Origin of the sequence: Phaeovulum sp. W22_SRMD_FR3 (assembly GCF_052113705.1) — a bacterium.
GTDB lineage: Bacteria > Pseudomonadota > Alphaproteobacteria > Rhodobacterales > Rhodobacteraceae > JBGQOG01.
On record NZ_JBGQOG010000014.1, the window covers coordinates 1 to 26,045 of the forward strand.

General features: G+C 64.6%; 22 protein-coding genes and 1 tRNA gene. 13 read left to right on the top strand and 10 right to left on the bottom strand.

Annotated elements, in window-relative coordinates; genetic code table 11:
* Nucleotides 1-131: 131 nt before the first annotated feature.
* From ACEN2S_RS16045 to ACEN2S_RS16065, 5 genes are all read right to left on the bottom strand, one after another.
* Nucleotides 132-1,214 carry an ABC transporter substrate-binding protein gene (locus ACEN2S_RS16045; RefSeq protein WP_441867715.1) on the bottom strand — a complete coding sequence of 361 codons (1,083 nt, stop codon included), beginning with the start codon at nucleotides 1,212-1,214 and terminating at the stop codon, nucleotides 132-134.
* Between the two features lie 127 nt (nucleotides 1,215-1,341).
* On the bottom strand, nucleotides 1,342-2,445 hold the full coding sequence (locus ACEN2S_RS16050; RefSeq protein ID WP_441867717.1) for an ABC transporter ATP-binding protein: 1,104 nt from the start codon (nucleotides 2,443-2,445) through the stop codon (nucleotides 1,342-1,344).
* Nucleotides 2,446-2,545: 100 nt separating this feature from the next.
* Nucleotides 2,546-5,713, bottom strand: coding sequence for a Hint domain-containing protein (locus tag ACEN2S_RS16055; RefSeq protein WP_441867719.1), 3,168 nt, complete (start codon nucleotides 5,711-5,713; stop codon nucleotides 2,546-2,548).
* A gap of 993 nt (nucleotides 5,714-6,706) precedes the next feature.
* Nucleotides 6,707-6,793 (bottom strand) — tRNA-Leu (locus ACEN2S_RS16060).
* A 271-nt stretch (nucleotides 6,794-7,064) separates the two neighbouring features.
* Nucleotides 7,065-8,453: a peptidoglycan-binding domain-containing protein gene (locus ACEN2S_RS16065; protein ID WP_441867721.1), complete on the bottom strand. Its 1,389-nt coding sequence runs from the start codon at nucleotides 8,451-8,453 to the stop codon at nucleotides 7,065-7,067.
* 218 nt (nucleotides 8,454-8,671) lie between these two features.
* On the opposite strand from ACEN2S_RS16065, the gene lipB reads away from it, so the two are divergent.
* The 4 genes from lipB to ACEN2S_RS16085 all read left to right on the top strand — a co-directional run bounded on the left by lipB (nucleotide 8,672) and on the right by ACEN2S_RS16085 (nucleotide 12,503).
* On the top strand, nucleotides 8,672-9,379 hold the full coding sequence (gene lipB / locus ACEN2S_RS16070) for a lipoyl(octanoyl) transferase LipB (protein WP_441867723.1): 708 nt from the start codon (nucleotides 8,672-8,674) through the stop codon (nucleotides 9,377-9,379).
* Nucleotides 9,380-9,527: 148 nt separating this feature from the next.
* Nucleotides 9,528-9,953 (top strand): c-type cytochrome, encoded by a 426-nt coding sequence (locus tag ACEN2S_RS16075; protein WP_441867725.1) that lies wholly within the window; start codon nucleotides 9,528-9,530, stop codon nucleotides 9,951-9,953.
* A gap of 166 nt (nucleotides 9,954-10,119) precedes the next feature.
* Nucleotides 10,120-11,793, top strand: coding sequence for a cytochrome c oxidase subunit I (locus tag ACEN2S_RS16080; RefSeq protein ID WP_441867727.1), 1,674 nt, complete (start codon nucleotides 10,120-10,122; stop codon nucleotides 11,791-11,793).
* A 116-nt stretch (nucleotides 11,794-11,909) separates the two neighbouring features.
* Nucleotides 11,910-12,503 carry a DUF2244 domain-containing protein gene (locus ACEN2S_RS16085; RefSeq protein WP_441867729.1) on the top strand — a complete coding sequence of 198 codons (594 nt, stop codon included), beginning with the start codon at nucleotides 11,910-11,912 and terminating at the stop codon, nucleotides 12,501-12,503.
* A gap of 174 nt (nucleotides 12,504-12,677) precedes the next feature.
* Here ACEN2S_RS16085 and ACEN2S_RS16090 read toward each other — a convergent pair whose 3' ends face one another.
* Nucleotides 12,678-13,130, bottom strand: coding sequence for a GatB/YqeY domain-containing protein (locus ACEN2S_RS16090; RefSeq protein WP_441867731.1), 453 nt, complete (start codon nucleotides 13,128-13,130; stop codon nucleotides 12,678-12,680).
* 171 nt (nucleotides 13,131-13,301) lie between these two features.
* Here ACEN2S_RS16090 and carA point away from each other — a divergent pair, with 171 nt between their 5' ends.
* Nucleotides 13,302-14,468, top strand: a complete 1,167-nt coding sequence (gene carA, locus ACEN2S_RS16095) for a glutamine-hydrolyzing carbamoyl-phosphate synthase small subunit (RefSeq protein ID WP_441867733.1) — start codon at nucleotides 13,302-13,304, stop codon at nucleotides 14,466-14,468.
* Nucleotides 14,469-14,601: 133 nt separating this feature from the next.
* Nucleotides 14,602-16,554, top strand: coding sequence for a glycosyltransferase family 2 protein (locus tag ACEN2S_RS16100; RefSeq protein WP_441867735.1), 1,953 nt, complete (start codon nucleotides 14,602-14,604; stop codon nucleotides 16,552-16,554).
* Nucleotides 16,555-16,683: 129 nt separating this feature from the next.
* Here ACEN2S_RS16100 and ACEN2S_RS16105 read toward each other — a convergent pair whose 3' ends face one another.
* Nucleotides 16,684-17,322 carry a GntR family transcriptional regulator gene (locus ACEN2S_RS16105; RefSeq protein WP_441867737.1) on the bottom strand — a complete coding sequence of 213 codons (639 nt, stop codon included), beginning with the start codon at nucleotides 17,320-17,322 and terminating at the stop codon, nucleotides 16,684-16,686.
* A 108-nt stretch (nucleotides 17,323-17,430) separates the two neighbouring features.
* Here ACEN2S_RS16105 and ACEN2S_RS16110 point away from each other — a divergent pair, with 108 nt between their 5' ends.
* The 3 genes from ACEN2S_RS16110 (at nucleotide 17,431) to ACEN2S_RS16120 (ending at nucleotide 19,684) form a co-directional block, all read left to right on the top strand.
* The gene (locus ACEN2S_RS16110) at nucleotides 17,431-18,075 is read left to right on the top strand and encodes a pyrimidine 5'-nucleotidase (RefSeq protein WP_441867739.1); all 645 of its coding nucleotides are present in this window, start codon (nucleotides 17,431-17,433) and stop codon (nucleotides 18,073-18,075) included.
* Nucleotides 18,076-18,184: 109 nt separating this feature from the next.
* Nucleotides 18,185-18,406: a hypothetical protein gene (locus ACEN2S_RS16115; RefSeq protein ID WP_441867741.1), complete on the top strand. Its 222-nt coding sequence runs from the start codon at nucleotides 18,185-18,187 to the stop codon at nucleotides 18,404-18,406.
* A 72-nt stretch (nucleotides 18,407-18,478) separates the two neighbouring features.
* Complete coding sequence (locus tag ACEN2S_RS16120; protein WP_441867743.1) at nucleotides 18,479-19,684, top strand: UbiH/UbiF family hydroxylase; 1,206 nt, start codon at nucleotides 18,479-18,481, stop codon at nucleotides 19,682-19,684.
* 143 nt (nucleotides 19,685-19,827) lie between these two features.
* Here the strand turns inward: ACEN2S_RS16120 and ilvC are convergent, their stop codons facing one another.
* Complete coding sequence (gene ilvC / locus ACEN2S_RS16125; RefSeq protein WP_441867745.1) at nucleotides 19,828-20,850, bottom strand: ketol-acid reductoisomerase; 1,023 nt, start codon at nucleotides 20,848-20,850, stop codon at nucleotides 19,828-19,830.
* Nucleotides 20,851-20,977: 127 nt separating this feature from the next.
* Here ilvC and ACEN2S_RS16130 point away from each other — a divergent pair, with 127 nt between their 5' ends.
* The gene (locus ACEN2S_RS16130) at nucleotides 20,978-21,436 is read left to right on the top strand and encodes an Lrp/AsnC family transcriptional regulator (RefSeq protein WP_441867747.1); all 459 of its coding nucleotides are present in this window, start codon (nucleotides 20,978-20,980) and stop codon (nucleotides 21,434-21,436) included.
* Nucleotides 21,433-21,891, top strand: coding sequence for an Lrp/AsnC family transcriptional regulator (locus tag ACEN2S_RS16135; protein WP_441867749.1), 459 nt, complete (start codon nucleotides 21,433-21,435; stop codon nucleotides 21,889-21,891). Before ACEN2S_RS16130 ends, ACEN2S_RS16135 begins: the two co-directional genes overlap by 4 nt.
* A 96-nt stretch (nucleotides 21,892-21,987) precedes the next feature.
* Here ACEN2S_RS16135 and ACEN2S_RS16140 read toward each other — a convergent pair whose 3' ends face one another.
* Together ACEN2S_RS16140 and ACEN2S_RS16145 are read right to left on the bottom strand one after the other, a co-directional pair.
* Entirely contained in the window at nucleotides 21,988-22,818 is an 831-nt protein-coding gene (locus tag ACEN2S_RS16140) for an SseB family protein (protein WP_441867751.1), read from the bottom strand.
* Nucleotides 22,811-23,464 (bottom strand): uracil-DNA glycosylase family protein, encoded by a 654-nt coding sequence (locus ACEN2S_RS16145; protein ID WP_441867753.1) that lies wholly within the window; start codon nucleotides 23,462-23,464, stop codon nucleotides 22,811-22,813. The genes ACEN2S_RS16140 and ACEN2S_RS16145 overlap by 8 nt, the downstream gene beginning before the upstream one ends.
* A 171-nt stretch (nucleotides 23,465-23,635) precedes the next feature.
* On the opposite strand from ACEN2S_RS16145, the gene ACEN2S_RS16150 reads away from it, so the two are divergent.
* Both ACEN2S_RS16150 and ACEN2S_RS16155 read left to right on the top strand, forming a co-directional pair.
* Nucleotides 23,636-24,295: an ABC transporter ATP-binding protein gene (locus tag ACEN2S_RS16150; RefSeq protein WP_441867755.1), complete on the top strand. Its 660-nt coding sequence runs from the start codon at nucleotides 23,636-23,638 to the stop codon at nucleotides 24,293-24,295.
* Nucleotides 24,273-26,030: a capsule biosynthesis protein gene (locus ACEN2S_RS16155; RefSeq protein WP_441867757.1), complete on the top strand. Its 1,758-nt coding sequence runs from the start codon at nucleotides 24,273-24,275 to the stop codon at nucleotides 26,028-26,030. Before ACEN2S_RS16150 ends, ACEN2S_RS16155 begins: the two co-directional genes overlap by 23 nt.
* Nucleotides 26,031-26,045: the final 15 nt, after the last annotated feature.

Consider the following 26,045-nt stretch of genomic DNA (forward strand, 5'->3'; position numbering starts at 1 on the left):
GGGGGGGGCTCCGTTCTGGTGGGGGGGGGGGGGGGGGGGTGGGGGTTTCTTGGGGGGGGGGGGGGGGGGGGGGGGGGGGGGGGGGGGGGGTTCCCCCCCCCTGCCCCGATCGGTTCAGCGCGGCCGCAAGATCAGCTGGCCAGCCAGGCGTTGAAACGCTCGGACAGTTCGGTGTCGCGGTCAGCCCAGAATTCGAAATCATTGAGCAGCGCGTTCGACATGTTGTCCGGGTTGGTCGGCATTTGCGGACCCATCTCGGTTTTGCCGTCCTGATAGAGGCCTACGAGCGGCGCCGAAGACTTGCGGGCCGGACCATAGGAGATCCATTTTGCCTGATCGGCCAGACGCTGGGTGTCGGTCGAGAAGGCCAGGAACTTCTTGGCGTCTTCCAGATGCGGCGCGCCTTTCGGGATGACCCAGAGGTCAAAGTCCATGATCTGGCCGTCCCAGACGATGACGAAGGGTTTGCCTTCGGAAGCGGCGGCGTTGAAGATCCGGCCGTTATAGGCAGTGGTCATCGCCACTTCGCCGTCGGCCAGCAGTTGCGGCGGCTGCGCACCAGCTTCCCACCAGACGACCGAATCCTTGATCGTGTCGAGTTTGGCCAGCGCCCGGTCCACCCCTTCCGGCGTGCCCAGCACTTCGTAGACTTCGCCCGCGTCGACGCCATCGGCCATCAGCGCCATTTCCATCGTGGCTTTGGCGCCCTTTTTCAGGCCGCGTTTGCCGGGGAATTTCTCGAGGTCGAAGAAATCGGCAATCGTCGTCGGCTTCTCGCCGGTGAATTTGCTGTCGTCATAGGCGTAAACCGTCGACCAGACGATCGAGGCCACCGCGCAATCGGTCAGCGCGCCCGGGATGAAGTCTTCCGTCGCCGGGGTGCCATCGGGCGCCGCCGGCAGCATGGCCGGGTCGATCTCTTCCAGCAGACCCTCGTCGCACATGCGCACCGCGTCGGACAGTTCAACGTCCGCCAGATCGATGGTGACGTTCTTGGCTTCGACCTGCGCCTTCAGCGGCGTCACCGGATTGTCGGCGTCGATCGAGTTGATCTTGATGCCGGTCATTTCGGTAAAGGGCTTTTGGTAGGCTTCGATCTGGCTGGTGGTGTAAGAACCGCCCCAAGACACGATGTTGAGCTCTTGCGCCTGCGCGGCCGAGGTGGCCAGCGCCACCCCGGCAAGGGTGGTCGTCAGGGTCAGAATTCTTTTCATTGCATACTCCCGTTGGTGTTGAAGCTGACTTGCGTCATGGTGCCCTCTTTGGGGCTTTTTGGCCGTCTCCCGCAGGAGACGACAAGATCGCGGGGGCCTGCAAAACTTGCGCGGCCCCGCGCAAAAATCATACCGGATCAAGCGCCCGGGCATCGGCCGGGTGCCAGCCGATGTTCACCGCCTGCCCCGGCACCAGTTTGGTCTGGCCGAGCGTGTTGCGGCTCTTCATCACGAAATCATCGGAACCGGCGACACGCAAGCGGGTGCGAAAAATATCGCCCATATAAATCACCTCGAGCACTTCGGCGGCGATGGTATGGGCCCCGGGGGGCATCATCTCGGGCTTGAATTCCACCCGCTCGGGGCGGATCGAGACCATGGTTTTCTGCCCCTTGGCACGGATGTTCACCGGCGTCGCCTCGATCAGCTCGCCCGTGGCCAGCCGGACCGTGGTTTTCGCATCGTCGAAATCCTCGACCGTGCCCAGCAGCTTGTTGTTCTCGCCGATGAAGCCCGCGACAAAGCTGTTATTGGGGCGTTCATAGAGCTCATCCGGCGGCGCCAGTTGCTGAATGCGGCCATCGTTGAACACGGCAACGCGGTCCGACATGGTCAGCGCTTCGCCCTGATCATGGGTCACATAGACCACGGTGATGCCGAGGCTCTCGTGCAAATGCTTGATTTCATACTGCATATGTTCACGCAGTTGTTTGTCGAGCGCGCCCAGAGGCTCATCCATCAGCACCAGTTCCGGGTCAAAGACCAGCGCGCGGGCCAAAGCGATCCGCTGCTGCTGGCCGCCCGAAAGCTGCGCCGGACGTCGGTTGGCAAATTTCCCCATCTGCACCATGTCGAGCGCGCGCATCACCTTGGCTTCGCGTTCAGACTTGCCCATGCCCCGCACTTCCAGCGGGAAAGACAGGTTCTCCCCCACTGTCATATGCGGAAACAGCGCGTAGTTCTGGAACACCATGCCGATGCCGCGCTCATGCGGCGGCACCTGGTTGATCGGACGTCCCGCGAGGGTGATCTCGCCATGCGTGGCGGTTTCAAACCCCGCCAGCATCATCAGGCAAGTGGTTTTGCCCGACCCCGAGGGTCCGAGCATGGTCAGAAATTCGCCTTTGCCGATCGACAGGTTCAGGTCTTTCACGACCAGAACTTCCCCGTCGTAACTCTTTTGCACGCGATCGAATACGACGAATCCGTCGCCGGAGGCGTTAAAGGTCAAATCGGGCTCCCCGTATATTATTGTTGGTTCGTTTTTTTCCCGTAGGCCTAGGCTAGAAGATCTTGGGGGCGCGTGGCAACCCCGTCGCGTCATCTAAGCGTCAGCCCGTTGATGCAATCATGGATGCAGCCCTGAAACCGCTCAAAAACGGCATATGCTGCCCGCCAAACGACCATTGCGCAATTGCAGCATGATTCAGATGCCGCAGTTGCAGCATCGGGCGGCATCTCTCGCCGTAAAGCGGCACAACCGGGGCGAGACCCAGCATGGCGCGCACCAGATGCGGGGCCGCGCGCATCAGCGCCAGCCGCGACTCAGCCGTCAGGCCCGCCACGCCATTCGGGCCCGGCCAAAAGCTCTCGGCCCACAAACCATTGGCCCGCACCAATGCATGAGCGGGCAGCAAAAAGTGGTGATAGCCGATGTCTCTGGCGCCCCGCATCACCCGCACACCGCGATATCCCCGCCGCGCCAGATGCCCCGCACGCACCAACCCGCCATCAGGACCGGCGCGCGAGTCCGGCACCCAGACCGCATGCTGCGCCGACACTGTCAGATCATGGTCATTGCCCAGCGCCCCCGCGCGGATCCGGATCGGCCGCGCCTGTGGCCGCGCGGCCAGGGCGGCGGCGTCAAAATGGCTGGATCCCGCCCAGATCAGAGGCTGCGCGCCGCGGTCCGCCGTCAGCACCAGATCGCCCGCGCGCAAGGTCTCGACCCGGCGCGGCCCCGTGGGGGTGTCGATCCGGGTGCCTGTCGCAAAACAGGGGATGCCCATGGAATGCAGCGCCTGCGCGCCCTGGGCCTGCGCCGGGGTCACACCAACCAGCACCACCTGCTCGCCCATCGGGAAGGTCAGCCGCGCATTGCCGTTGCCATCATCACTCACCGTGACATCCCAGGCATTGACCGGATTGCCATCGGCATCATGCAGATCGGAAACGTCAAACTGATCGGCGGTCTGCCCGTCCGTCGTCGTCATGTCAAAGTCGGTAACGACGTCTGCGCCCGAGCCATCCTGAAAGACGAACGTGTCGTCGCCGCTGCCACCGGCCAGTGAATCATCACCGACCCCGCCATCGATCCGGTCACTGCCCGCTCCGCCACTCAAGCTGTCGGTGCCTGCACCGCCAAGGATGGTGTCATTCTCGTCGCCGCCATCAATGACGTCATCCCCGGCCCCACCCGAGAGGTAATCGTTGCCCGCATCGCCCGAAATGGAATCGTTGCCTGCACCGCCGAGGATCGTGTCATCGCCGCCGCCGCCGATCAGCTGCATCGAACTCTCCGACAGCGTCGCATCGACTGTATCGGCCTGCTCGGTCCCGACGACCCGCTCTACCTCCCAGAAAACACCGGACGATTGGCCGCCGTCATACGCATAACTGCCGTATTCCCAGCCCCCGAAGATGACGGTCACGCCCTCCGGGCTGGCGTCATTGTTGAAGATCAGGGTGTCGGTTTCGCCGCCGTCTTCACCGGCATAGATCGTCGTCGTATCGTCATTCTCAAAGATGTAGAAAGTGTCCGACCCGCGATCACCCCACAGCGTGTCATCGCCAGAGCCACCGACCAGGACGTCATCGCCATCACCGCCCGCCACTGCATCATTGCCGGAGCCGCCGATGACCGTATCATCCCCGGCGTTGCCGAAAATCCTTTGATCCGCGCCCGATTGGTAGGCGTTGATATAGTCGTCGCCGGACGACCCCCAAATCCCTTCAATCTCACTGAAACTGCCATCAACACCACCGCCGTCAAAGCTGTAAGTCCCGGCCTCATTTCCGGAGAAAATGACTGTATAGCCAATGGTTGAGCCGCTATCGAACATCAGCCCGTCGGCATCCGTTCCGGTCTCTCCGCCGGTGATGACATCGCCGGTGCCCGAGCCGATGTTGATCACAAATGTATCGGCATCGGCACCGCCGCTCATCACATCCGCGCCGCTGCCGCCGTCGATGAAGTCCGCCCCGGCCCCGCCCGACAGCGTATCATTGCCGTCCTCGCCAAAGAGCTGATCGTCGCCATCACCGCCATCGACAAGGTCATTGCCCGCCGCCGCGATGATCAGATCATTGCCCGCATCGCCGTGAATCGTATCATTGCCGGTGCCGGTGTAAATCGTATCGTTGCCCGCGCCACCCGACACCGAGCTGGTCCCGGTGCCGACGCTGCCGATGACATCGTCGATGAAGTCATTGCCGTCGCCACCGTCGATGGTGTTGTCACCCGCCCCGCCGAGCAGCGTGTCATCGCCCGCCCCGCCCGAGATCAGGTCATTGCCCGCGCCGCCGTCGATGGAATCAGCCCCGCCACCGCCGATGATCGTGTCATTGCCGCCGCCCCCCAAGAGGGTCAGGCCGCTGTTATCCGCCGCGGCGTTGATGCTGTCGGCCTGATTGCTGCCGACCACGCCTTCGATATTGTCAAAGGTGACGGTGTTCGGGCCCGAGCTGGCGGTGCCATCCTCAGAGCCGGTGAAGGTGACATTGATGCCGCCGGTGGTGACCGACGAGAAATCCAGCGTGTCGAAATCCGAGCCGGCATTGCCGCCCCAGACGGTGTCACTGCCCCAGCCGTCGTAGAATTTGAACGTGTCCTGACCGCCCTCGCCATAGAGCGTATCATTGCCCGCCCCGCCCGAGATCGTGTCATTGTCATCGCCGCCGTAGAGCAGGTCATTGCCGTTGCCGCCCGAAATGCTGTCCGCCCCGGCCCCGCCATAGACGGTGTCATTGCCGTCATTGACGTTGATCGTGTCGTTGCCCGCGCCGCCCTGAATGCTGTCGTTATACTGCCCGCCGGTGATGCTGTCGGCATCCGCCGGGTTGTGATAGACATTGCCCAGCGACGCATAAGACGGCGCGCCACTGCTGGTGTCCGAAAAATTGGTGATCTGATAGGTGACGCCGGGCTCGAGCGGATGATCGGACACATAGCCGACCAGCGTGTTGCCGACGTAGACCTCATAGATCTTGATCTGGCCACCCTCGGGATTGGTGACCGTGGTGGCATAACCCAGCCGTGTGGCACCAGAGGCAAGGGTGGTGCCCGCCGCATCCTTGAACACGCCGGACTGGTTGGCATCCTGTTGAGCGCCCGCACTGCCGTTGAAGGTGGTGTCGTCATCGGTAATGATGATCTGCCGCGCATCACTGGCCGAATTATAGGTCGGTTTCAGCGCAAAATTGGAGCCGATCTGAGGGGCACCGCCCCCTTCCACACTGAAATCACTAAGTGAATACGCGCCAAGCGTATATTGGGTCATCGTGCCGCGTCTCCGTTCTGGCACCGAAGGCCATGCGGAAAAACTAGCAAAGCAACCTTAACAACTCCTGATCTGGCGCCGATCCGTTAACCATAAGGCGAAGAATTTCGCAGCTGCAGCAATGACATCGAGGGCGGGATGAGCGCCCTCTGTCGCGCCCCCCGAAGGTTCCGCCCGCCCCCTCTCCAAGCCCGGGAACCTGACTGTGTCACCGGGCAGACCGGGACCGGGGCGCCCCACCGGCCCTATGAACCGATGCACCGGCACAAGCGGGCCGGCCGTTTCTCGGCCAGGGCGCAGGACCTGCGGAACGGCAGCCGTTGAGACACGCTCCCGATCAGGGCACCGCTCCTGACCCGGTCACAGACATTGGTTGCGTCGCGGGGCTGCGGGCTGGCTGCGGGCTGCATTTCGCCTCTGCGCGGGCCCCCTCTCAACCGCGCCTGCAGCTGGTTCTGGCGACCGCGGCACCATCCGTGCCGCTGTCCCAGACACAAAGCCCGCCGTCACGATGAATGAAACGCGGGTGCCACGGGCTTGATTTCCGCGCCCTTCCGGACAATGCCCTGACCGCACCCGTCAAAACGGCAAAAACCGGTTGAAACGGGGCCGATGCATCTGAAGCCCATGCCGAACCTCATCCCTCGGAGGATATGGCGGCAACGGGAGAGACACAGGCATTGGCGCCCGCCACCATGGCTCGGAACCGCCGAAACTTGCCGAGTTCTGCCCGACAAGAGTCCTATGGGCGCCAGTCAAATGAGAGAACACGGCGGGCGACGACCGACAGCACCCGCGCAGAAAGCGTGCTGCGTGCACCCCTGATCCGGGCCGCTACTGCGAGCGCGAATCCCAGGAAAGCGCGCAGAGGTGCAAACATGCTCTGCGGCCACGCTAGGGGCGCGAAACTGCGAAAGGTACTGTTCTGAGTGGGGGGAGCGACGGAGGCGCTGAAATTCAGGTTTGAAATTTCAGCGCCTAAGCGTCGTAAAATGGTGCGGTCGAGAAGACTCGAACTTCCACGGGAGTTACCCCACAGCGACCTCAACGCTGCGCGTCTACCAATTCCGCCACGACCGCACGTCTGGGCTTGGTGGCGGGGTATTAGCCGAGGGCCACGGCGAAGAAAAGAGGATTTTTGCTTTCTCTCAAAAAACTTCGCATGCGGACCCGGCTCCACGCCCTTCATCGCGGCCAACCACGCGCCCGTGGCACGCCCGGCCTGCCCAAAACCGCCCGGCACCGCCGCGTCATTCCGGCCCGGGCGCCCCAAATGCGCCGCCCCGGCGCCGCCAAAGCGTCGGGGCCAGCGACCGTTTTACGGACCAGCGCCGCCGCCGAGCGGGCCGCGTCAGGGATTCGCGGCGGGCGCGCCGGGCACCGTCAGGCCAAAGCTCGGCAAAGCCGCCGGCACCGGCGCGCTGCCGCCCAGCAAATCGCTGCGACCGCCCAGCGTGAACGCCGCTTTGCGGATCAGATCATTGCGTTCGGGCTGCGCGGGCGCAAACACCGCCGGCGTGCCTTTGGCCAAAGCATCCAAGGCGCCGCTGTACCAGTTCACCGCCAGATCGGGCCGGGCGCTGGCACCATAACCCAGTGCCAGATGGTGCCCCAGCAGCTCGCCGTAAGGCTGGTCACCCAAGGCCACCAGCAACAGCGCCGAGCCCACCGCCACATCCATGTTATCCGTGCGATACCCCACCGACAGGCAGATCTTCGCGGTCCCGGCCAGCTGCGCCGGGGCCATGCCCGAGGACAGCGCAAAGGCCGACACACTGCGCAACACCTCGTCACGCGGCTGCAGCGAGAGCGCCGCGACCTGATCCTTGAGCGCCGGGCCAAACCCTTCGCATTGCGCGGCGACCTGATCCGGGGTGAAGCCGGCCAGCTTGGCAATCAGCTCCTCGCCCGCGCTGATCGAATAGGTCCGCGCCAGACAGAACTGCTCGCCCAAGGCGACCGAGGGGTCGCTCATCGAGGCCAGCGTCACAAAGCCGCCATTGGTCGAGGTGACCAGATTGACCTTGTTGCAATAGGACGCCAGCGAGGCCTGCCCTGCCGCAGCGCCCATGAAGTTCGGCAGTCCCGGTGCGGCGGCCGCCGCCTGCCCGCCGAAAGCCGGAAGTGCGGGCATTTCCGGCGCCGGGGCCGCGGCCAGCTGCGGCATGGCCGGTGCGGGCACAGGTGCGGGCGCGGCAACAGCGACCGGGGGCGCCAGAACCGGGGCGGGCAGCGGCACGGGCGCGGGCACCGAAACACCGGCGGCTTCATCGCGCCAGCTGACCAGCAGCCCCTTCAGCCCCATTGGGTTGGCCGCGGCAAGCTGCATCGTCTGGTTGCCCCCCGCCAAAGCCCGCTGATACGAGCCGACGAGCAGCACGCGCTCGTAATCGGTCAGCTGGCCGGTGGGCGCGTAGCCCAGCACCGCCTGATATTGCCCGATCGCCGCGCGCGAGCGCGAGCCGAGCGCGCCATCGGGCGCGCCGACCGGAAAGCCGAAGTAATTCAGCGCCACCTGCACTTCACGATTCTGCTCGCGCTGTGCCGAACTGATTCCCGTCCGGACCGGCGCCGCCCGCGTTGTCGTGCGATGCCGGTTCCCCTCATTGACGATCGCGCCGCCGATGATCCCGCCGATGATCCCGCCCACGAGACCATCCGCATCCGCCATCGCCTGCCCGACAGATCCCGCGACGAGGGCGCCGCTGAGCGCCAAAACACCCATTCGTTTGATGAACATGCCGAAATACTCCCACACCGACGTCCCAATTCCTTGGCAAGGGATCACAGGACGCGTAAACAAACTCGAAACGTCCCCCGGCACCGTCGGAGGGCAGCTGATCCGGGCGGCCCCACATCGACACGGCGCCGGTCCTGACGAAAATGTGACGCGTTTGACGCGATTCAGGCAAGGAAAATGCTCACCCTGCCCCGGAATCGCAGCTGAAAGGGCCCGAAATGGTGGAATGGATCACAGCACCCGGCCTTGTGCCCTATCCCGATGCGCTGGCCTTCATGGAGGCGCGGGTGGCCGATATCGCGGCAGGCCGCGCCGATGAGGCGATCTGGCTGCTCGAACATCCCCCCCTCTACACGGCGGGCACCTCGGCGCGCGCCGAGGATCTGACCGAGCCGGAACGCTTCCCGGTCTATGCGGCGGGGCGCGGCGGTCAATACACCTACCACGGCCCCGGCCAGCGGGTGGCCTATGTCATGCTGGATCTGAACCGGCGCGGCCGCGACGTGCGCAAATTCGTTTGTGCGCTGGAGAATTGGGTGATCGAAACCCTGGCCGAATTCAACGTGACCGGCGAGCGGCGCGCGGGCCGGGTCGGCGTCTGGGTGCAGCGCACGGACAAGGCCCCCGCCTTCGACGGCACCCCGCGCGAGGACAAGATTGCCGCCATCGGCGTCAAGCTGCGCCGCTGGGTCAGCTTTCACGGCATCTCGATCAATGTGGAGCCGGATCTGGCGCATTTCGGCGGAATCGTCCCCTGCGGCATCCGCGACCACGGGGTGACCAGCCTCGTCGACCTCGGATTACCGGTGACGCTGGATGATCTTGATGCCGCGTTGGTTGCGACATTTCAGCGCAGCTTTCCGGAGCCCGGCAGCGACAGCGACGCGGCAACCGCCTGCCAGATCTCAGGCACAGCGGCAGGCTGATCCGCAACGCGCGGCCTGTTCTTTTGCGCGGGGGGAGTGACATGCTGCCCCATAGGCGCGGGGGCCGTCGTCTCGTAATGTGCGCTCACATTCCGGTGACGGAGGTAGATTCTCCGGCACCGGCCCCTCAGAAAAACAGGAACCTGCGATGAAGATCAGCCCACTCGCCATGCTCGCCGCTGCCACCCTCTCCCTGCCGTTGATCGGCACTGCCGCCTTTGCCGGGGACGCCGAGGCCGGCGCCAAAGTTTTCAGCAAATGCAAGGCCTGCCACTCGATCGTGGCCGATGACGGCACCGCGATTGTCAAAGGCGGCAAGGTCGGCCCCAACCTCTACGGCGTGATCGGGCGCACCGTCGGCTCGGAAGAAGGCTTCAAATACAGCAAGTCGATTCTCGAAGTGAACGCCCTCGGCACCGTCTGGGATGAGGCCGAACTCGCCGCCTATGTCGTCGACCCCACCACCTGGATCAAAGACAAATCCGGCGATGCCGCGGCCAAATCGGCGATGACCTTCAAGCTGGCCAAAGGCGGCGAAGACGTCGCGGCCTATCTCGCCTCTGTCGCGCAATAAGGCACCCCTGCGGCCCCGGCCGCCCAGATACCCTGAAGGGCGAGGCGTTTTTTCAACGATGCCTCGCCCTTGCGCATTGCCGATCACGAAATTGCGCACTAAAACGTGAGCCATACGTGCCGGGGGGGGAAGACCCTGGGCATGACGCATGAATTGGGAGATCAGCATGGCGGACGCAGCCGTTCACAGCCATGGTGAGCATGATCACCGCGGGTTCTTTACCCGCTGGTTCATGTCCACCAACCACAAGGACATCGGCATCCTTTATCTGTTCACCGCAGGGCTTGTTGGCCTTCTGTCGGTGATCTTCACTGTCTATATGCGCCTTGAGCTGATGGAGCCGGGCGTTCAGTACATGTGCCTTGAAGGTGCGCGTTTCTTTGCGGATGCCGCCAAGGAATGTACCCCGAACGGCCATCTGTGGAACGTGATGATCACGTATCACGGCGTGCTGATGATGTTCTTCGTGGTGATTCCGGCACTGTTCGGCGGCTTTGGCAACTACTTCATGCCGCTGCAGATCGGTGCGCCGGACATGGCCTTCCCGCGGATGAACAACCTCTCCTACTGGATGTATGTGGCCGGTGTCGCCCTCGGCGTCGCTTCGCTGCTGGCGCCGGGCGGCGATCAGCAGATGGGCTCGGGTGTGGGCTGGGTGCTCTATCCGCCGCTCTCGACCTCGGAAGGCGGCTATTCGATGGACCTCGCGATCTTCGCGGTTCACGTCTCGGGTGCCTCGTCGATTCTCGGCGCGATCAACATGATCACCACCTTCCTCAACATGCGGACCCCGGGCATGACGCTGCACAAAGTGCCGCTGTTCGCCTGGTCGATCTTTGTCACCTCCTGGCTGATCCTGCTCAGCTTGCCGGTTCTGGCAGGCGCGATCACCATGCTGCTGATGGACCGTAACTTCGGCACCACCTTCTTCCAGGCTGGCGGCGGCGGTGACCCGATCCTGTATCAGCACATCCTGTGGTTCTTTGGACACCCGGAAGTGTACATCATCATTCTGCCGGGCTTTGGCATCATCTCCCATGTCATCGCGACCTTCTCGAAAAAGCCGATCTTCGGCTATCTCCCGATGGTTTACGCGATGGTCGCCATCGGCGTGCTGGGCTTTGTCGTCTGGGCGCACCACATGTACACCGTGGGCCTGTCGCTGACGCAGCAGTCCTATTTCATGGTCGCGACGATGGTTATTGCTGTCCCGACGGGCGTGAAGGTCTTCTCGTGGATCGCCACCATGTGGGGCGGCTCGATCGAGTTCAAAACCCCGATGCTCTGGGCCTTCGGCTTCCTCTTCCTGTTCACCGTCGGCGGTGTGACCGGGGTTGTGCTGAGCCAGGCGCCGCTCGACCGCGTCTATCACGACACCTATTACGTCGTGGCGCACTTCCACTACGTGATGTCGCTTGGCGCCGTCTTCGCCATCTTTGCCGGGGTCTATTTCTGGATCGGCAAGATGTCGGGCCGCCAATATCCGGAATGGGCAGGCAAGCTGCACTTCTGGATGATGTTCATCGGCGCCAACATGACCTTCTTCCCGCAGCATTTCCTGGGCCGTCAGGGCATGCCGCGCCGCTACATCGACTATAACGAAGCCTTCGCCTACTGGAACAAGATCTCCTCCTATGGCGCCTTCCTGTCGTTTGCCTCCTTCGTGTTCTTCATCGGCATCGTGTTCTACACCCTGTTCGCCGGTCGCCGTGTGACCGAGAACAACTACTGGAACGAATATGCCGACACGCTGGAATGGACCCTGCCCTCGCCGCCGCCGGAGCATACGTTCGAAACGCTCCCGAAACGCGAAGACTGGGATCACGCGCATAACCACTAAGCCTTGCGCGGCCTTGAAAGCGATCTAATCTGAAAAGGCCCCGGCACCGCCCGGGGCCTTTTTGCGACCGGAGCCCCTATCCATGCGCGCCCCTCCCATCCTGCGCCCCGCTGCCCATGCCCTATGAATGGCTGAACGATCCGGCGCCCCGCAGTGCCGCGTCGCCCGGCACGCCCGCTGATGGGGCGGCCAAAGGAGCGCCCGGCGGGGTGGCCTTCGGGGCGGCGCCACCTCCCCCGCTGGCCGTCCTGCATCTGTGGCCCTACCGCTCACTGCCACGCAAAGGCTTTGTGATTTTCATCGGTGCCACCGCCGGTTTGCTGACCCTGCCGCTTCTGGCGGTGCTCGGCTCGATGGTGCTCTGGGCCTTGTTGCCGTTCTTGCTGGCGGCACTGGCGGGGGTCTGGTTCGCGCTGCAGCGCAGCTACCGCAGCGGCACGGTGATCGAGGTCCTGACACTCTGGCCGGACCGGGTGACCCTGCGCCATCAGCCCCCCGGCAAGCCCCCGCGCGACTGGGAGGGCAACCCCTACTGGATCCGCCCGAAACTGCACGAAGGCGACAGCCCGGTCCCCGCCTATCTGACGCTGGAGGGCGGCGCGCGCCGGGTCGAACTCGGCGCCTTTCTCAGCCCGGAGGAGCGCCGGGCTCTGTTTGGAGAGCTGCAAACCCGGCTGAACCAGGCCCGCGCGCCGCGGCCCCGGGACTGACGCTGCCCCCCGGCCCAAAGAATCATGGCAGTCTTGGGCGATGCGCGCGGTGGCCCCTCTGCTGCGGCGGCCCACGGGCGGAACACTGCGCCTCACGCCCGGCCCCAGAAATGAAAAACCCCGCCACGGCTCCGGCCGGACGGGGGAATTCTTATCGCGGTGCAAGCCCGGCCGTCAGGCCAGACGGCCTTTGACCAAAGCGCCCACGGCGCCAAAATCCATTTGCCCGGTATATTTGGCCTTCAGCTCGGCCATCACCCGGCCGATGTCACGGATCGACGACGCCCCGACCGAGGCCACCGCCGCATTCACCGCGGCCTCCACCTCATCGGCGGCCAGCTGCCGCGGCAAAAACTCTTCGATCACCGTGATCTCGCTGAGTTCCTTTTCAGCCAGTTCCAGCCGCCCGCCCTCTTCATAGGCGCGCGCGCTTTCCTGCCGCTGTTTCACCATCTTGCCGAGAATCGCCAGAATTTCGGCATCCCCCACCGTGCCATCTTCGCCCCGCAGAGCAATTTCCCGGTCCTTGATGGCGGCATTGATCAGACGCAACGTCGACAGACGTGATGCCTCTTTGGATTTCATGGCCTCAATGAGGCCGGCCGCGATGCGCGCGCGCATGTCCATGGTTGTGCTTTTCCCCTGCCAATCCAAGAGCCGCACAATACCGAAAACCGCCCCCCGGCACAACCTTGCTAAGTCATTGATATTGTTGATCTTGAGATTTCCACCCCGAGGGGTTGACCCGAACCCCGCCTCCCCTTAGGTTCCGCGAGATTTTGCCCCGGGAGTCGCGCCATGTCCGTCCTTCATTCGACATCGGAAAAACCCACTGCCTGCCTCGCGCTGGCGGATGGAACGCTGTTTTACGGCAAGGGCTTTGGCCGACCCGGCGAGACGGTGGCCGAGCTGGTGTTCAACACCGCGATGACCGGCTATCAGGAAATCATGACCGATCCCTCCTATGCGGGCCAGATCGTCACCTTCACCTTCCCGCATATCGGCAACACCGGTGTCACGGATGAGGATGATGAAACCGCCCTGCCCGTCGCTGCTGGCATGGTGGTGAAATGGGATCCGACCGAACCGTCGAACTGGCGCGCCACCGGCGAGCTGGGCGACTGGCTGGAAAAACGCGGCCGCATCGGCATTGGCGGCCTCGACACCCGCCGCCTGACCCGCGCGATCCGCCAGCAAGGCGCGCCGCATGTGGCCCTGGCCTATTCCCCGGATGGCGTCTTTGACATTGAAGCGCTGGTGAAAAAGGCCCGCGCCTGGAGCGGCCTCGTCGGCCTCGATCTGGCAAAAGAAGTGTCCTGCACCCAATCCTACCGCTGGGACGAGATGCGGTGGGCCTGGCCCGAGGGCTATGCCAAGCGCGAAGGCGAGGGGCTGCGCGTGGTGGCCATCGACTATGGCGCCAAGCGCAACATCCTGCGCTGCCTCGCCTCGTCGGGCTGCGACGTGACGGTGCTTCCGGCCACGGCCACCGCCGAGGACGTGCTGGCGCTGAACCCCGAGGGTGTGTTCCTCTCGAACGGCCCCGGCGATCCGGCGGCGACCGGTGCCTATGCCGTGCCGATGATCCAGGGCGTTCTGGCGGCCGATCTGCCGGTCTTCGGCATCTGCCTCGGCCATCAGATGCTGGCGCTGGCGCTGGGTGCCAAGACCATCAAGATGAACCACGGCCACCATGGCGCCAACCATCCGGTGAAGGATGTCGAAAGCGGCAAGGTCGAGATTACCTCGATGAACCATGGCTTTACCGTCGACAGCCAGACCCTGCCCGCAGGCGTTCTGGAAACCCATATCAGCCTGTTTGACGGCTCGAACTGCGGCATCCGCATGGCCGACAAACCGGTGTTTTCGGTGCAGCACCACCCGGAAGCCAGCCCCGGCCCGCAAGACAGCTTCTATCTGTTCGAGCGGTTCTCGGAGGCGATGCGCGCCCGCCGCGGCGCCTGAACCGGCGGCTGCCCACAGCTTTATCCCCAGATTGGCCGGGTTACCCACAGGGTTTCCCGGCCTTTTCCACAATTAACGCTTTGTTAACCATGCCGCCGCACACTTTCCGGATTGTTCTCCTGGGGAGGAGGAAATGTCGGTTTCGAGTGTGCGGTTGGTTGATGGTCGGCGTCACCGGTTTTGGGTGCCCGAACGGATTCTGTCCGCGGACCAGCGCATGCCGCTGGGGCAAATTCTCCTCGAAGCCAAAGCGGTCGATCCCGGCAATCTGCTCAAGGCGCTGGCCCTGCAACAGCGTGAGGATGTCCGTCTGGGCGACATCCTTCTGGCCCAGGGATGGGTGAGCGAACCCGCACTGATGGCCGCGCTTGCGAAGCAGTGGTCTGCAAAAGTTGTTGATCTTCAGACAGATCGCCCGGATCCCCGGCTGATTGATGCCTTCGGCGCGGACCTTTGCCTGACGCAGGGCATCGTGCCCCTGCGCCGGGTTGGCGGCACCACGGTCATTGCCACATCGCGCCCGGAAGCCTTCCTGACCCTGCGCGCGCAGCTGCCACCCGCGTATCACCCCTTCGCCATGGTGCTCGCACCGGAGACCGCGATTCACGCGGCGCTTTTGGCGCAGCGGCAAACGTCGCTGATTCGCCGTGCCGAGGCCAGCGTTCCCCTGCAGGAGAGTTGCCGCGGCCGTGATGAGGCGCGGCTCGCAGGTCTGTGCTGGGGTCTGCTGGTGGCCGCCGCTCTTGCCCTGATCCTGATCCCCGCAGCCGTAGTGATGCTGCTTTTCTGCTGGGCCATACTCTCCCTGATGGCCGTCAGCGCGCTCAAGCTTCTGGCGTTCCTCTCGGAGGTCCGCCATCAGGCGCGCCGGGCCCGCCAGCCCGCAACGCCCCCGCCGCAACTGCTCGGCCGCTTGCCGGTGGTCTCGGTCATGGTGCCGATGTTCCGCGAGCCGGACATTGCCCCCCGGCTGGTGGCCCGCCTCGGCGCCTTGGACTATCCGCGCGAATTGCTCGACATTCTCCTTGTGCTTGAGGAGGAAGATCACCTGACCCGCACGGCCCTGGCCAATGCCAGCCTGCCGCCCTGGATGCGGCTGGTGGTGGTGCCTGCGGGGCCGATCCGCACCAAACCACGCGCCTTGAATTTCGCCCTGAACTTTTGCCGGGGCAGCGTGATCGGGGTCTATGACGCCGAGGATGCGCCCGCCCCCGATCAGCTGCACCGTGTGGTGCGCGCCTTTGGCACCGCCGGGCCGGACCTCGCCTGCGTGCAGGGCGTGCTGGACTATTACAATCCCCGCACCAATTGGCTCGCGCGGTGCTTCACCATCGAATATGCGGCGTGGTTTCGCGCCATGCTGCCCGGGCTGGCGCGGCTGGGGCTTGTGGTGCCCTTGGGCGGTACCACATTGTTCTTTCGCCGGAAAATCCTTGAGGACCTCGGGGGTTGGGACGCCTGGAATGTCACCGAAGACGCCGATCTCGGGCTGCGCCTGGCCCGGCACGGCTATCGCTGCGCGGTGCTGGAAACCGTCACGCAGGAAGAGGCCAATTGCCGACCCCTGCCCTGGATCAAGCAACGCTCACGCTGGCTCAAGGGCTATGCGATGACCTGGGGGGTGCATATGCGCGACCCCGGTCTTTTGTACCGGCAGCTGGGGTTTTGGCGGTTTTGCGCGGTGCAGGTGCAGTTTCTGGGCACGTTGTCGCAGTATCTGCTCGCCCCCCTGCTGTGGAGCTGTTGGCTGATGGCCTTTGGCCTGCCGCATCCATTGCAGGTTTACATGCCGGACGGCGCACAGGGGGGGCTGATCGCGCTCTTCGTGATGACCGAGGCGCTGAACATTGCCGTCGGCCTGTGGGCAGTGCGCGGAAAAGGCCACCGGTTCCTCTGGCCATGGGTGCCCAGCCTGCATCTCTACCATCCCCTCGGCGCGCTGGCCGGCTGGAAAGCGATTTATGAGGTGATCTCGAAACCCTTTTATTGGGACAAGACCCAGCACGGCCTGTTCGACCTGACGCCGCGCACCACGCCGCCCGGAGATCCGCAACCCGTGGAAATCATTGTGCAAAACCGCCTGTGATCCGCGTCGGCGCCGCGCCCCTGAACACCCGTGCCGCATGGATCCCGCACGTGAGGCCAAGGCGCCTGTCGACAGGCGAACGGAACGGAGGCAGTCAGCCGGTTTGCCCCGGCCGCTCCGCCGCAGATGTCACGGTTTCGCGCGCGTCACGGAGCCTGCATCGAGCTTCAGCCGCGTCTCAAAGGCCTTGGAGATATGCGCCCGCAGCGCCGCCTGCGCCGCCTCGCCATCGCCCGCACCGATCGCCTCGACAATCGCCAGATGCTCGGCCTGCGCCGTCTCGCCCCGCCCCTCGGCCGCCAGCGAGGTGGTGGCCAAAAGCGCCATCGAGCGGTGCACCAGGTCCAGCTGTTGCACCAGATAGCGGTTGTGCGACGCCAAATGAATTTGCTTGTGAAAACGGCGGTTTGCACGCGACAGGGCATCTGGCTTGCCGATATAGGCGGCATCCTCGGCCACCATGTCGCGCAACACTTTCACCTCCTCGGGCGAGGCATGCCGCGCCGCCAGCCGCGCCGCCAGCCCCTCCAGCTCGGCGCGCACCACATAGAGTTCCGCCAGTTGGTTATGATCGAGCGAGGCCACGATCAGGCTGCGCCCGTCCCGCGCCAGCATGCTCTGCGTTTCCAGCCGTTGCAGCGCCTCGCGTACCGGCGTGCGCGACACCCCAAAGCGTTCGGCCAGCTCGGATTCCACCAACCGGTCACCGGGGCGGTAAATCCCGCCGTCGATGGCCTCAAGGATCAGCGTATAGGCGTCTTTCTGCATCGGTCCCGCTTTCGGCAAAATCAGGGGCGAACCCTAAGCGCGCGGGCGCGGGGATGACAAGCGATAAGGCGCCTTGCCCCCGTCACCGCCCCGGCCTAATCTCTGCCCATGCCAAAATCCAGCTTTCACCACGTCACCGATTGGGTCTTTGACCTCGACAACACGCTCTATCCGCCGCAGGCCCGGCTCTTCGACCAGATCGAAGTGAAGATGACCGCCTATGTGATGGCGGCGCTGGGGGTGGAGGAAACCGAGGCGAACCGCCTGCGCGGGGAATATTGGCGCCTGCACGGCACCACCTTGGCCGGGCTGATGCGCGAGCATGACCTCGATCCGGTGCCCTATCTGATTGATGTGCACGACATTTCGCTGGCGCATCTTGAGCCAGATCCGGCGCTGGCCGCCGCCATCGCGGCGCTGCCCGGCCGCCGCATCGTCTACACCAACGGCAGCGCGCCCTATGCCGAACGGGTGCTGGCGGCGCGCGGGCTCAGCGGTCTTTTTGCGGGCATTTACGGCGTTGAGAACGCAGGCTACCGCCCGAAACCGCAGCGCGATGCCTTTGAGGCGGTCTTTGAACAGGCGGGGATCACCCCCTCCCGCGCCGCGATGTTTGAGGATGATCCGCGCAATCTGGCCGCCCCGCATGCGATGGGCATGCGCACGGTTCTGGTGACCCCCGAACCGCTGGAAGCGCCGCATATCCAGCACCACACCGACGATCTCTCCGGCTTTCTCCGCCGCCTCGTCTGATCTGAGGCAATCCTGCATCTTACCTGCGACAATCGGCGCCGTCCCCGGCAGCGGCGATTTGCGGTATCACGGGGGTATCTCCCCTCCCCTTTGCAACCGGATGCTGACCATGACCATGAGCCTGAACGCCCAAGACCTGACCACCGCCAAAGCTGTCGCGCGCAGCACGGAATCGCGCAACGCGCTGTGGCTCTTTGCGGCGATGGGCCTTCTCGTGGTGGCCGTGGGCGGCGCAACCTTCCTCTGGGGCCTTGGCGCGCTGATCCTGTCGGGCGTTGCGGCCACCTTCCTGATGCTCGGCCTTCTGGTGGTGATGACCGCGGGCGGCTGAACCGCGGGCGACAGCTTGTCGCTTGGACCTCGGCCCCGGTTTGCGCTAGATAAGGGGCAAAGGAGTCCCGTGATGCGCCAAGATATTCTGGAGACCGATGTCCTGATTTCAGGCGGGGGCGTGGCGGGGCTGACCGCCGCCGCCGCCTTTGGCGCCGCCGGGTTCCGGGTGATCTGCGTCGACCCAACCCCCCCGGTCACCGCCGAAGCCGATGCGGGCGCCGATCTGCGCACCACCGCCTTTCTGCAACCCTCACAGCGGGTGCTGGCGGCGGCAGGTCTCTGGGACCGGCTCGCACCGCATGCCGCAGCCCTGCAGGTGATGCGGATCATCGACGCGGGCGGAGCGGAGCCCACGGCCCGGCTGGTGCGCGATTTCGACGCCAGCGAAATCTCGGATCAACCCTTTGGCTGGAACCTGCCCAACTGGCTTTTGCGGCGCGAAATGGTCGCCCGCATCGCCGAGCTGCCGGAGGTGACCTTCCTGCCCGGCACCGCCACCACCGGCCTCACCCCGCGCGATGCACATGCACAGGTCACGCTCTCGGACGGGCGTATCGCGCAGGCCCGGCTGGTGATCGCCGCCGATGGCCGCCATTCCACCCTGCGGCAGGCGCTGAACATCCCGGTCAAAACAACGCATTACGGCCAAAAGGCGCTGGCCTTCGCCGTCACGCATCCGGTGCCCCACGATCAGGTCTCGGCCGAGATCCACCGCTCCGGCGGCCCCTTCACGCTGGTGCCGCTGCCCGACCGGGACGGTATCCCTTCCTCTGCCGTGGTCTGGATGGAGCGCGGCCCCGAAGCCCTGCGCCTCGCCAACCTGCCCGTTCCCGAATTCGAGGCCGCCATTTTCGCCCGCTCCACCGGCCTCTGGGGCCCGCTGACGCTGGCCACCGCGCGCTCCGTCTGGCCAATGATCAGCCAGATCGCCGCCCGCTTTGACGGCCCCCGCACCGCCCTGATCGCCGAAGCCGCGCATGTGATCCCGCCGATCGGCGCGCAGGGTCTGAACATGTCGCTGGCCGATATCGACTGCCTGCTGACCCTATGCCTTGAGGCCCCCGCCAGCATCGGCAGCCCGGACATGCTCGCCACCTATCAGCGCCGCCGCTGGCCCGAAGTGAAGGCACGCGTCACCGGCATCGGCGCACTCAACCGCGCCTCGATGGTCTCGGCGCAGCCCCTGCGCGACCTGCGCGCGGGCGTCCTTGGCGCGCTCTACTCCCTGGCCCCCGTTCGCAAAACCCTGATGCGCGCCGGCCTCGGCATGAAATAGCCCCGGCGCCGGGGCAAAAGCCCCGGCCTCCCCCTTTGCCTGATCCAAAATATCCCCGCCGGAGGCCTCCGCCGCGCAGAACCGCGACCGGAAATGAAAAAGGGCGCCCCGCAGGACGCCCTTTCCCCAAACGCTGCCAGCCCTCAGTTGCGGGCTTTGTCGACCATCTTGCCAGCCGAGATCCAGGGCATCATCGCGCGCAGCTTTTCGCCAACTTGCTCGATCTGATGCTCGTCGTTGATGCGACGGGTTGCTTTGAAGAACGGCTGACCCACGGCGTTTTCCTGCATGAAATCGCGCACGAATTTGCCGGTCTGGATGTCGGTCAGAACCGCTTTCATCCGCGCTTTGGTCTCTTCGTAGGGCAGGATGCGCGGGCCCGAAACATATTCGCCATATTCGGCGGTGTTCGAGATCGAGTAGTTCATGTTGGCAATGCCGCCTTCGTAGATCAGGTCCACGATCAGCTTCACTTCGTGCAGGCATTCGAAATAGGCCATTTCCGGCTCGTAACCGGCTTCCACCAGGGTTTCAAAGCCCATGCGGATCAGCTCGACCAGACCGCCGCAAAGCACGGCCTGCTCGCCGAACAGGTCGGTTTCGCATTCCTGACGGAAGTTGGTCTCGATGATGCCCGAACGGCCGCCACCGATGCCCGAGCAATAGGACAGCGCGAGGTCCTGCGCTTTGCCCGACGCGTCGTTATGCACCGCAAAGAGGCAGGGCACGCCGCCGCCTTTGGTGTATTCGCCGCGCACCGTGTGGCCCGGACCCTTCGGGGCCATCATGATGACGTCCACGGCCGGCTTCGGCTCGATCAGGCCGAAATGCACGTTCAGGCCGTGCGCAAAAGCAATGGCGGCCCCTTCGCGCAGGTTGTCATGCACGTATTTCTTGTAGGTTTCGGCCTGCAGCTCATCCGGCATGGTGAACATGATCAGGTCGCACCAAGCAGCCGCCTCGGCGATCCCCATCACTTTCAGGCCTTCGCCTTCGGCTTTCTTGGCCGAGGGCGAGCCTTCGCGCAGCGCCACCACCAAGTTTTTCGCGCCCGAATCGCGCAGGTTCAGCGCATGGGCATGGCCCTGGCTGCCGTAGCCGAGAATGGCCACTTTTTTGTCTTTGATCAGGTTGATATCGCAATCGCGATCATAATAGACGCGCATCGGGCGTTCCTTTCGAAGTTGATGGCGGCACCATAGCGTCTTCCCCGCAATTTCCCGTGCAAAATTTGACTATTATTCTCCAATCTGCGAAAAATCATGCGCAACAATTACTCTGTGTGAAAAATTCATGTCCATCGACGACACAGACCGCAGGATCCTGCGCCAGATGCTGGCCGAACCCGGCCTCGCCACCGCCGACCTCGCCGAACGCGCGGGCGTCACCGCCGCCACCTGCTGGCGCCGGATTGAGAAACTGCGCGCCAATGGCATCCTGAAGGGCGAAGAGGCGATCATCGACTGGCGGGCGCTCGGCTGGGAGGTCGAGGTATCCCTGCGCTTCACCCTCGACAAATCCAACCCGCGTGCCTTTGACGAATTCCTCGAAGCGGCCCGCGCCGTCCCCGAATGCACCGAGATCCAGACCTTTCTGGGCCGCGTCGATGTGCGCCTGCATGTTATCGCCCGCGACATGGCGCATTGGCAGGAAATCTACCGCCGCCAGATCCTCGCCCTGCCGCATGTGGCCGAGAGCGACGCGCTGATGCTGGTCTCGACGTTGAAAGACAGCGGAGGCCTGCCGCTGTGATCGACCTCGACCCGCTCGACCGCGCCCTCCTGCGCGCCCTCGCTGAAGATGCCACGCAAAGCGCCGGCGCGCTCGGGCGCCGCCTCGGCCTGTCGCAACCCGCCGCTTGGCGCCGCATCAAACGGCTGGAGGAGGCGGGCGTTCTGCGCGGCCGCCGCCTGCGCCTCGACACGGCGGCACTGGGCTTTGGCGTCACCGTCTACCTCGGGATCAAACTCGCCGCCCGCGGCCGCACCAGCCTTGAAGATTTCGAACGCGCCGTCTCCGCCATCCCCGAGGTCTCGCTCGTGCAGTTGGTCCTTGGCCTCTTCGACTACCGCCTGCGTGTCACCGCCCGCGACATCTCCGACTTTGAACGCGTCCTGCGCCGCCGGATCATGACCCTGCCCGGCGTCGGCCAGGTCGAGGCCAATGTCCTATTGTCCGAGGAACGCCGCCCCGGCCCCTTGGGCTGACCGCCCGCTTTCTTCTTGGCCAAAATACCTCGGGGGAGCCCGCAGGGCGGGGGCAGCGCCCCCTCTTTCAGCCCCGCCCCATTTCTCAACGGCGGCTCAGCGCAGGATCGGCGGCTTCGTCGGATCCATCCCCGGCCCTTTCGGCACCACCGTGTCGCCCGCCGCCTCCGCCGAGACCGGCTCGGGCAGCGCAATCACCTGCGCCGCCTTCAGGATCGCTTCCGCCGCCGGATCTTCGGTGGTGATGAAGGTCACATCAATCTGCGCCGCCTCCAGCCCCGAAAAGGTCAGCGCCTCGCCCACCGCTTTCGCCAAAGCCGGTTCCGATTGCGGCGCGGCACCCAGAAAAGCCAGAATATGCCCGCGCCCGCCGCCTTCATAGGTCACCCCGGCCAGCAGTGCGTGGCTTGCCAACCCCGCCAGATGGGTGAATTTCGCCTGAAACGCCGTCAGCAGCGCACTGAGCGGCCCCGGCCCCAGGGCGGGCGGATGAAAAGCCACCGGGCGGCCACTCGCGGCCTCGGGCGCCTGGGTCAGCGTTTCGGCCAGCCATTCCAGCGCTTCGGGCGGCAACAGCATCGCCGAATTGGCAACGCCCAGATTGATGCCGAGGCCCACCTCATGCCCCACCAGCTTTTCCGCGATCACCCGCCCCGGCAAGGCCGCATAGGGTGCGGGCATGCCGGCGAATTCCGCCAGCCGCTCTTCGAGGTCAAAGGCCATCACGAAATCGCCCTCCTCGGTCTCAAAGACCTGCGGGGTGATGTCGGCATCCTCCGGTTCGACCTCCAGCAGCAGATAAAGCTCGGTATCGGCCAGCAGATGATAAAGCGCCAGCCGCGCGCCGTCCTCTTCCGGCGCGGCCTCCATCGCGGCATGGGCCAGATCAAACGGGGTGGCATGCTCGGGGGTGGCGAATTCAGTCATCCAACAATACCTCGGTCAGGCGCGCGCGCAGCGCAGGCAAGAGTTCATCGGCAAACCAGGGATGCCGTTTCAGCCATCCCGTATTCCGCCAGGACGGATGGGGCAAGGGAAAGACGCGCGGCGCATGCGCGCGCCAGCCCGCAACGGTGGCCGTGACCCCCGCCCGCCGGGCCGCAGGCCCCAGATGCCAGCGCTGCGCCGCGCCGCCCACCAGGATCACCAGCGGCACCGCGCCCAATGCCGCCATCACCGGCGCGCGCCATGTCGCGGCGCAGAGCGGCGGCGGCGGCAGATCGGCGCCTTTGGCGTCATAGCCGGGAAAGCAAAAGGCCATCGGCACGATCGCCACCCGCTCCCGGTCATAAAACGCGGCCTCATCGATCCCCAGCCAGTCGCGCAAGCGGTCGCCCGAGGCATCGGTGAAGGGGCGACCGCTGGCCTGCACCCGCGCGCCGGGTGCCTGCCCGGCAATCAACACCCGCGCGCCGGGGCGAAACCAGACCACGGGACGCGGCAGATGCGCGGTGGCCGTCAGGGCAAATTGCGGTGCACAAAGGCGGCAGTCGGCAATCTGTGCCGCAAGTCCGCTGTGCGGCACCTCCGCAGGCCCTGCCCCCTCGCCGCCCGCCGCTGCCTTTCGCGCCATCCCGACACCCCCCTCTCTGTTTCGTGAAGCACGAGATTGGCCCGCATCCGCGTATACAGGAAGCGGGAACGGCCTTACTCTTGCCCGATTTACCGTCTAGTCTTTGTTTTAACCAACAGCGCCTATCCTTGCGGGAAACGGGTGCGGCACCAACCGAGGCAAATGGGCGAAATGCTCGAATTTGAGAATGTCAGCAAGTCCTTCTGGACCGGCAAGACGCGCAAGGTCATTCTTGATCAGGCGTCTTTTCGGGTGGAACTGGGCACATCGCTGGGCATTCTGGCCCCGAACGGCACCGGCAAGACCACGCTGATCAACATGATGGCGGGCCTTGAGAAACCCGATGAGGGCGAGATCCGCAAAACCTGCCGCGTCTCTTTTCCGCTGGGCTTCATGGGCGGCGTCGTCTCGCGCCACACCGCCACCGAAAACGCGCGTTTCATCGCCCGTCTCTACGGTCTCGACCCTGATTATGTTGAGGCATTTTGCCGCTGGCTCTGCGGGATCGAGGAATATTTCGACATGCCGGTCGGCACCTATAGTCAGGGGATGCGCTCGCGCTTTACCTTTGCCTTGCTGCTGGCCATCGAATTCGACATCTATCTGATCGACGAGGGGATGCCCTCGACCACGGATGTGGAGTTCAACCGCAAGGCCGGGTCGATCCTGCGCGACCGGCTGAAGGAATCCACCGTGATTGTCGTCTCGCATCAGGCGGCAACCCTTGAAAAGTTCTGTCGCCGCGCCGCCGTCCTGCGCGACGGGCAGCTTTATATGTTCGATACCTTGGAAGAGGCGAAGCGTTTATATGACTACCATTCCCAAGGCTAAGAAATTCCGCATCCGCCGCCATGAGCCCGCCCTTGCCGCGGCCACCCCGGTGTCGGTCCTTGATGGCGGCCTGCCCGGTCAGCCCGCCGCCAATCAGCGGCTGGCCCCGCGCGCCGTCAGCGCCCCGGCTGAGCCGGAACGGTTGCAACGCCAGAGCCCTGCACAGAACGATGACCTTCTGGCGCCGCATGATGATGGCTTTGGCGAAGGCCTTTTCCCCACCGCCGAGCGCAGCACCGTGCTGGCCCCGAACGAGCTGACCTCGGACGAGGAAATTGCCGCCATCCGCGCCGAAGGGCTGACGGGGCGGCAATTGCGCATGGCCCGCCGCGTGGCCCAGCGGCACGGGATCGACGCCACCTCGGATTTTGAAGCGGTGAAACTGCTCCGCCGCCGCGGGATCGATCCGTTCGACCGCAATCAGGTGCTCCAGATCGGCCAGGCCGATGATGATGACGCGCCCGCCCAGACCGGCACCGCGATCGCGCGCATGGATGGCAAGGGCGCGGACACCCGCGTGCAGCTGCCCCAGACCACCCGGCAGGGCAAGAACCTGCCCGCGAAACCGGCCCCGATGGACGAAGGCAGCCGTGCCGCCGAAATCATCCGCATGCAGCGCGACATCGCCAAGCGGCGGCGGCGCAAACAATTGCTGCTGGCCTCGCGTCTGGCCATTTTCGTGCTGCTGCCCACGATCATGGCGGGCTGGTATTTCTACTTCATCGCCTCGCCGATGTATGCGACGCGCGCCGAATTCGTGATCCAGCAGGCAGATCAGACCGCTTCCGGCGGGCTTGCCGGGCTGTTCTCGGGCACGCAACTGGCCACCAGCCAGGATTCGATCACCGTGCAAAGCTATCTGAACTCGCGCGAGGCTTTGCTGCGGCTCGACAAGGATCAGGGTTTCAAGGCGAAATTCTCCAACCCCTCGCTTGATGCCATTCAGCGGCTGCCCGAGGGGGCCTCGAATGAAAAGGCCTATAAGGTTTACCGCAACAACGTGAAGATCGGCTATGACCCGACCGAGGGCATCATCAAGATGGAAGTGATCGCGCCCGATCCGCAGGATTCGGTGCATTTCTCCCAGGCCCTGATCAACTATGCCGAAGAGCAGGTCGACCAGCTGACCCAACGCCTGCGCGAAGATCAGATGCAGGGCGCGCGCGACAGCTATGCCGATGCCGAGGCGAAAGTGCTCGCCGCGCAGGAAAAGGTACTGCACCTGCAAGAGCAATTGGGCGTGCTGGACCCGGTCACCGAATCCAATGTGGTGATGAGCCAGGTCTCAACCTTTGAGACCGAGGCGCAGAAGAAACGCCTGCAGCTGCAACAGCTGATGGACAATGCCCAGCCGAATGCCGCCCGCGTCGAAGGCGTCAAGGGCGACATCGCGCGTCTTGAGGCGGTGATCGCGCAACTGCGCTCGCAACTGACCCAGGGCTCGGGCACCAGCACCTCGCTGGCCTCGGTCACCGGCCAGCTGCGCATCGCCGAGGCCGAGCTGCAGACCCGGCAGGTCCTGCTCGGTCAGGCGGCGGCCCAGCTGGAAACCGCCCGGATCGAGGCGAACAAACAGGTGCGCTACCTGTCGATGGGCGTCAGCCCGGTGGCCCCGGATGAGCCGACCTATCCGCGCAAATTCGAAAACACCATCTTGGCCTTTCTGATCTTCGGTGGCATCTATCTGATGATGTCGCTCACCGCGTCGATCCTGCGCGAGCAGGTATCGTCCTGACCGGGCGGCCCCGGC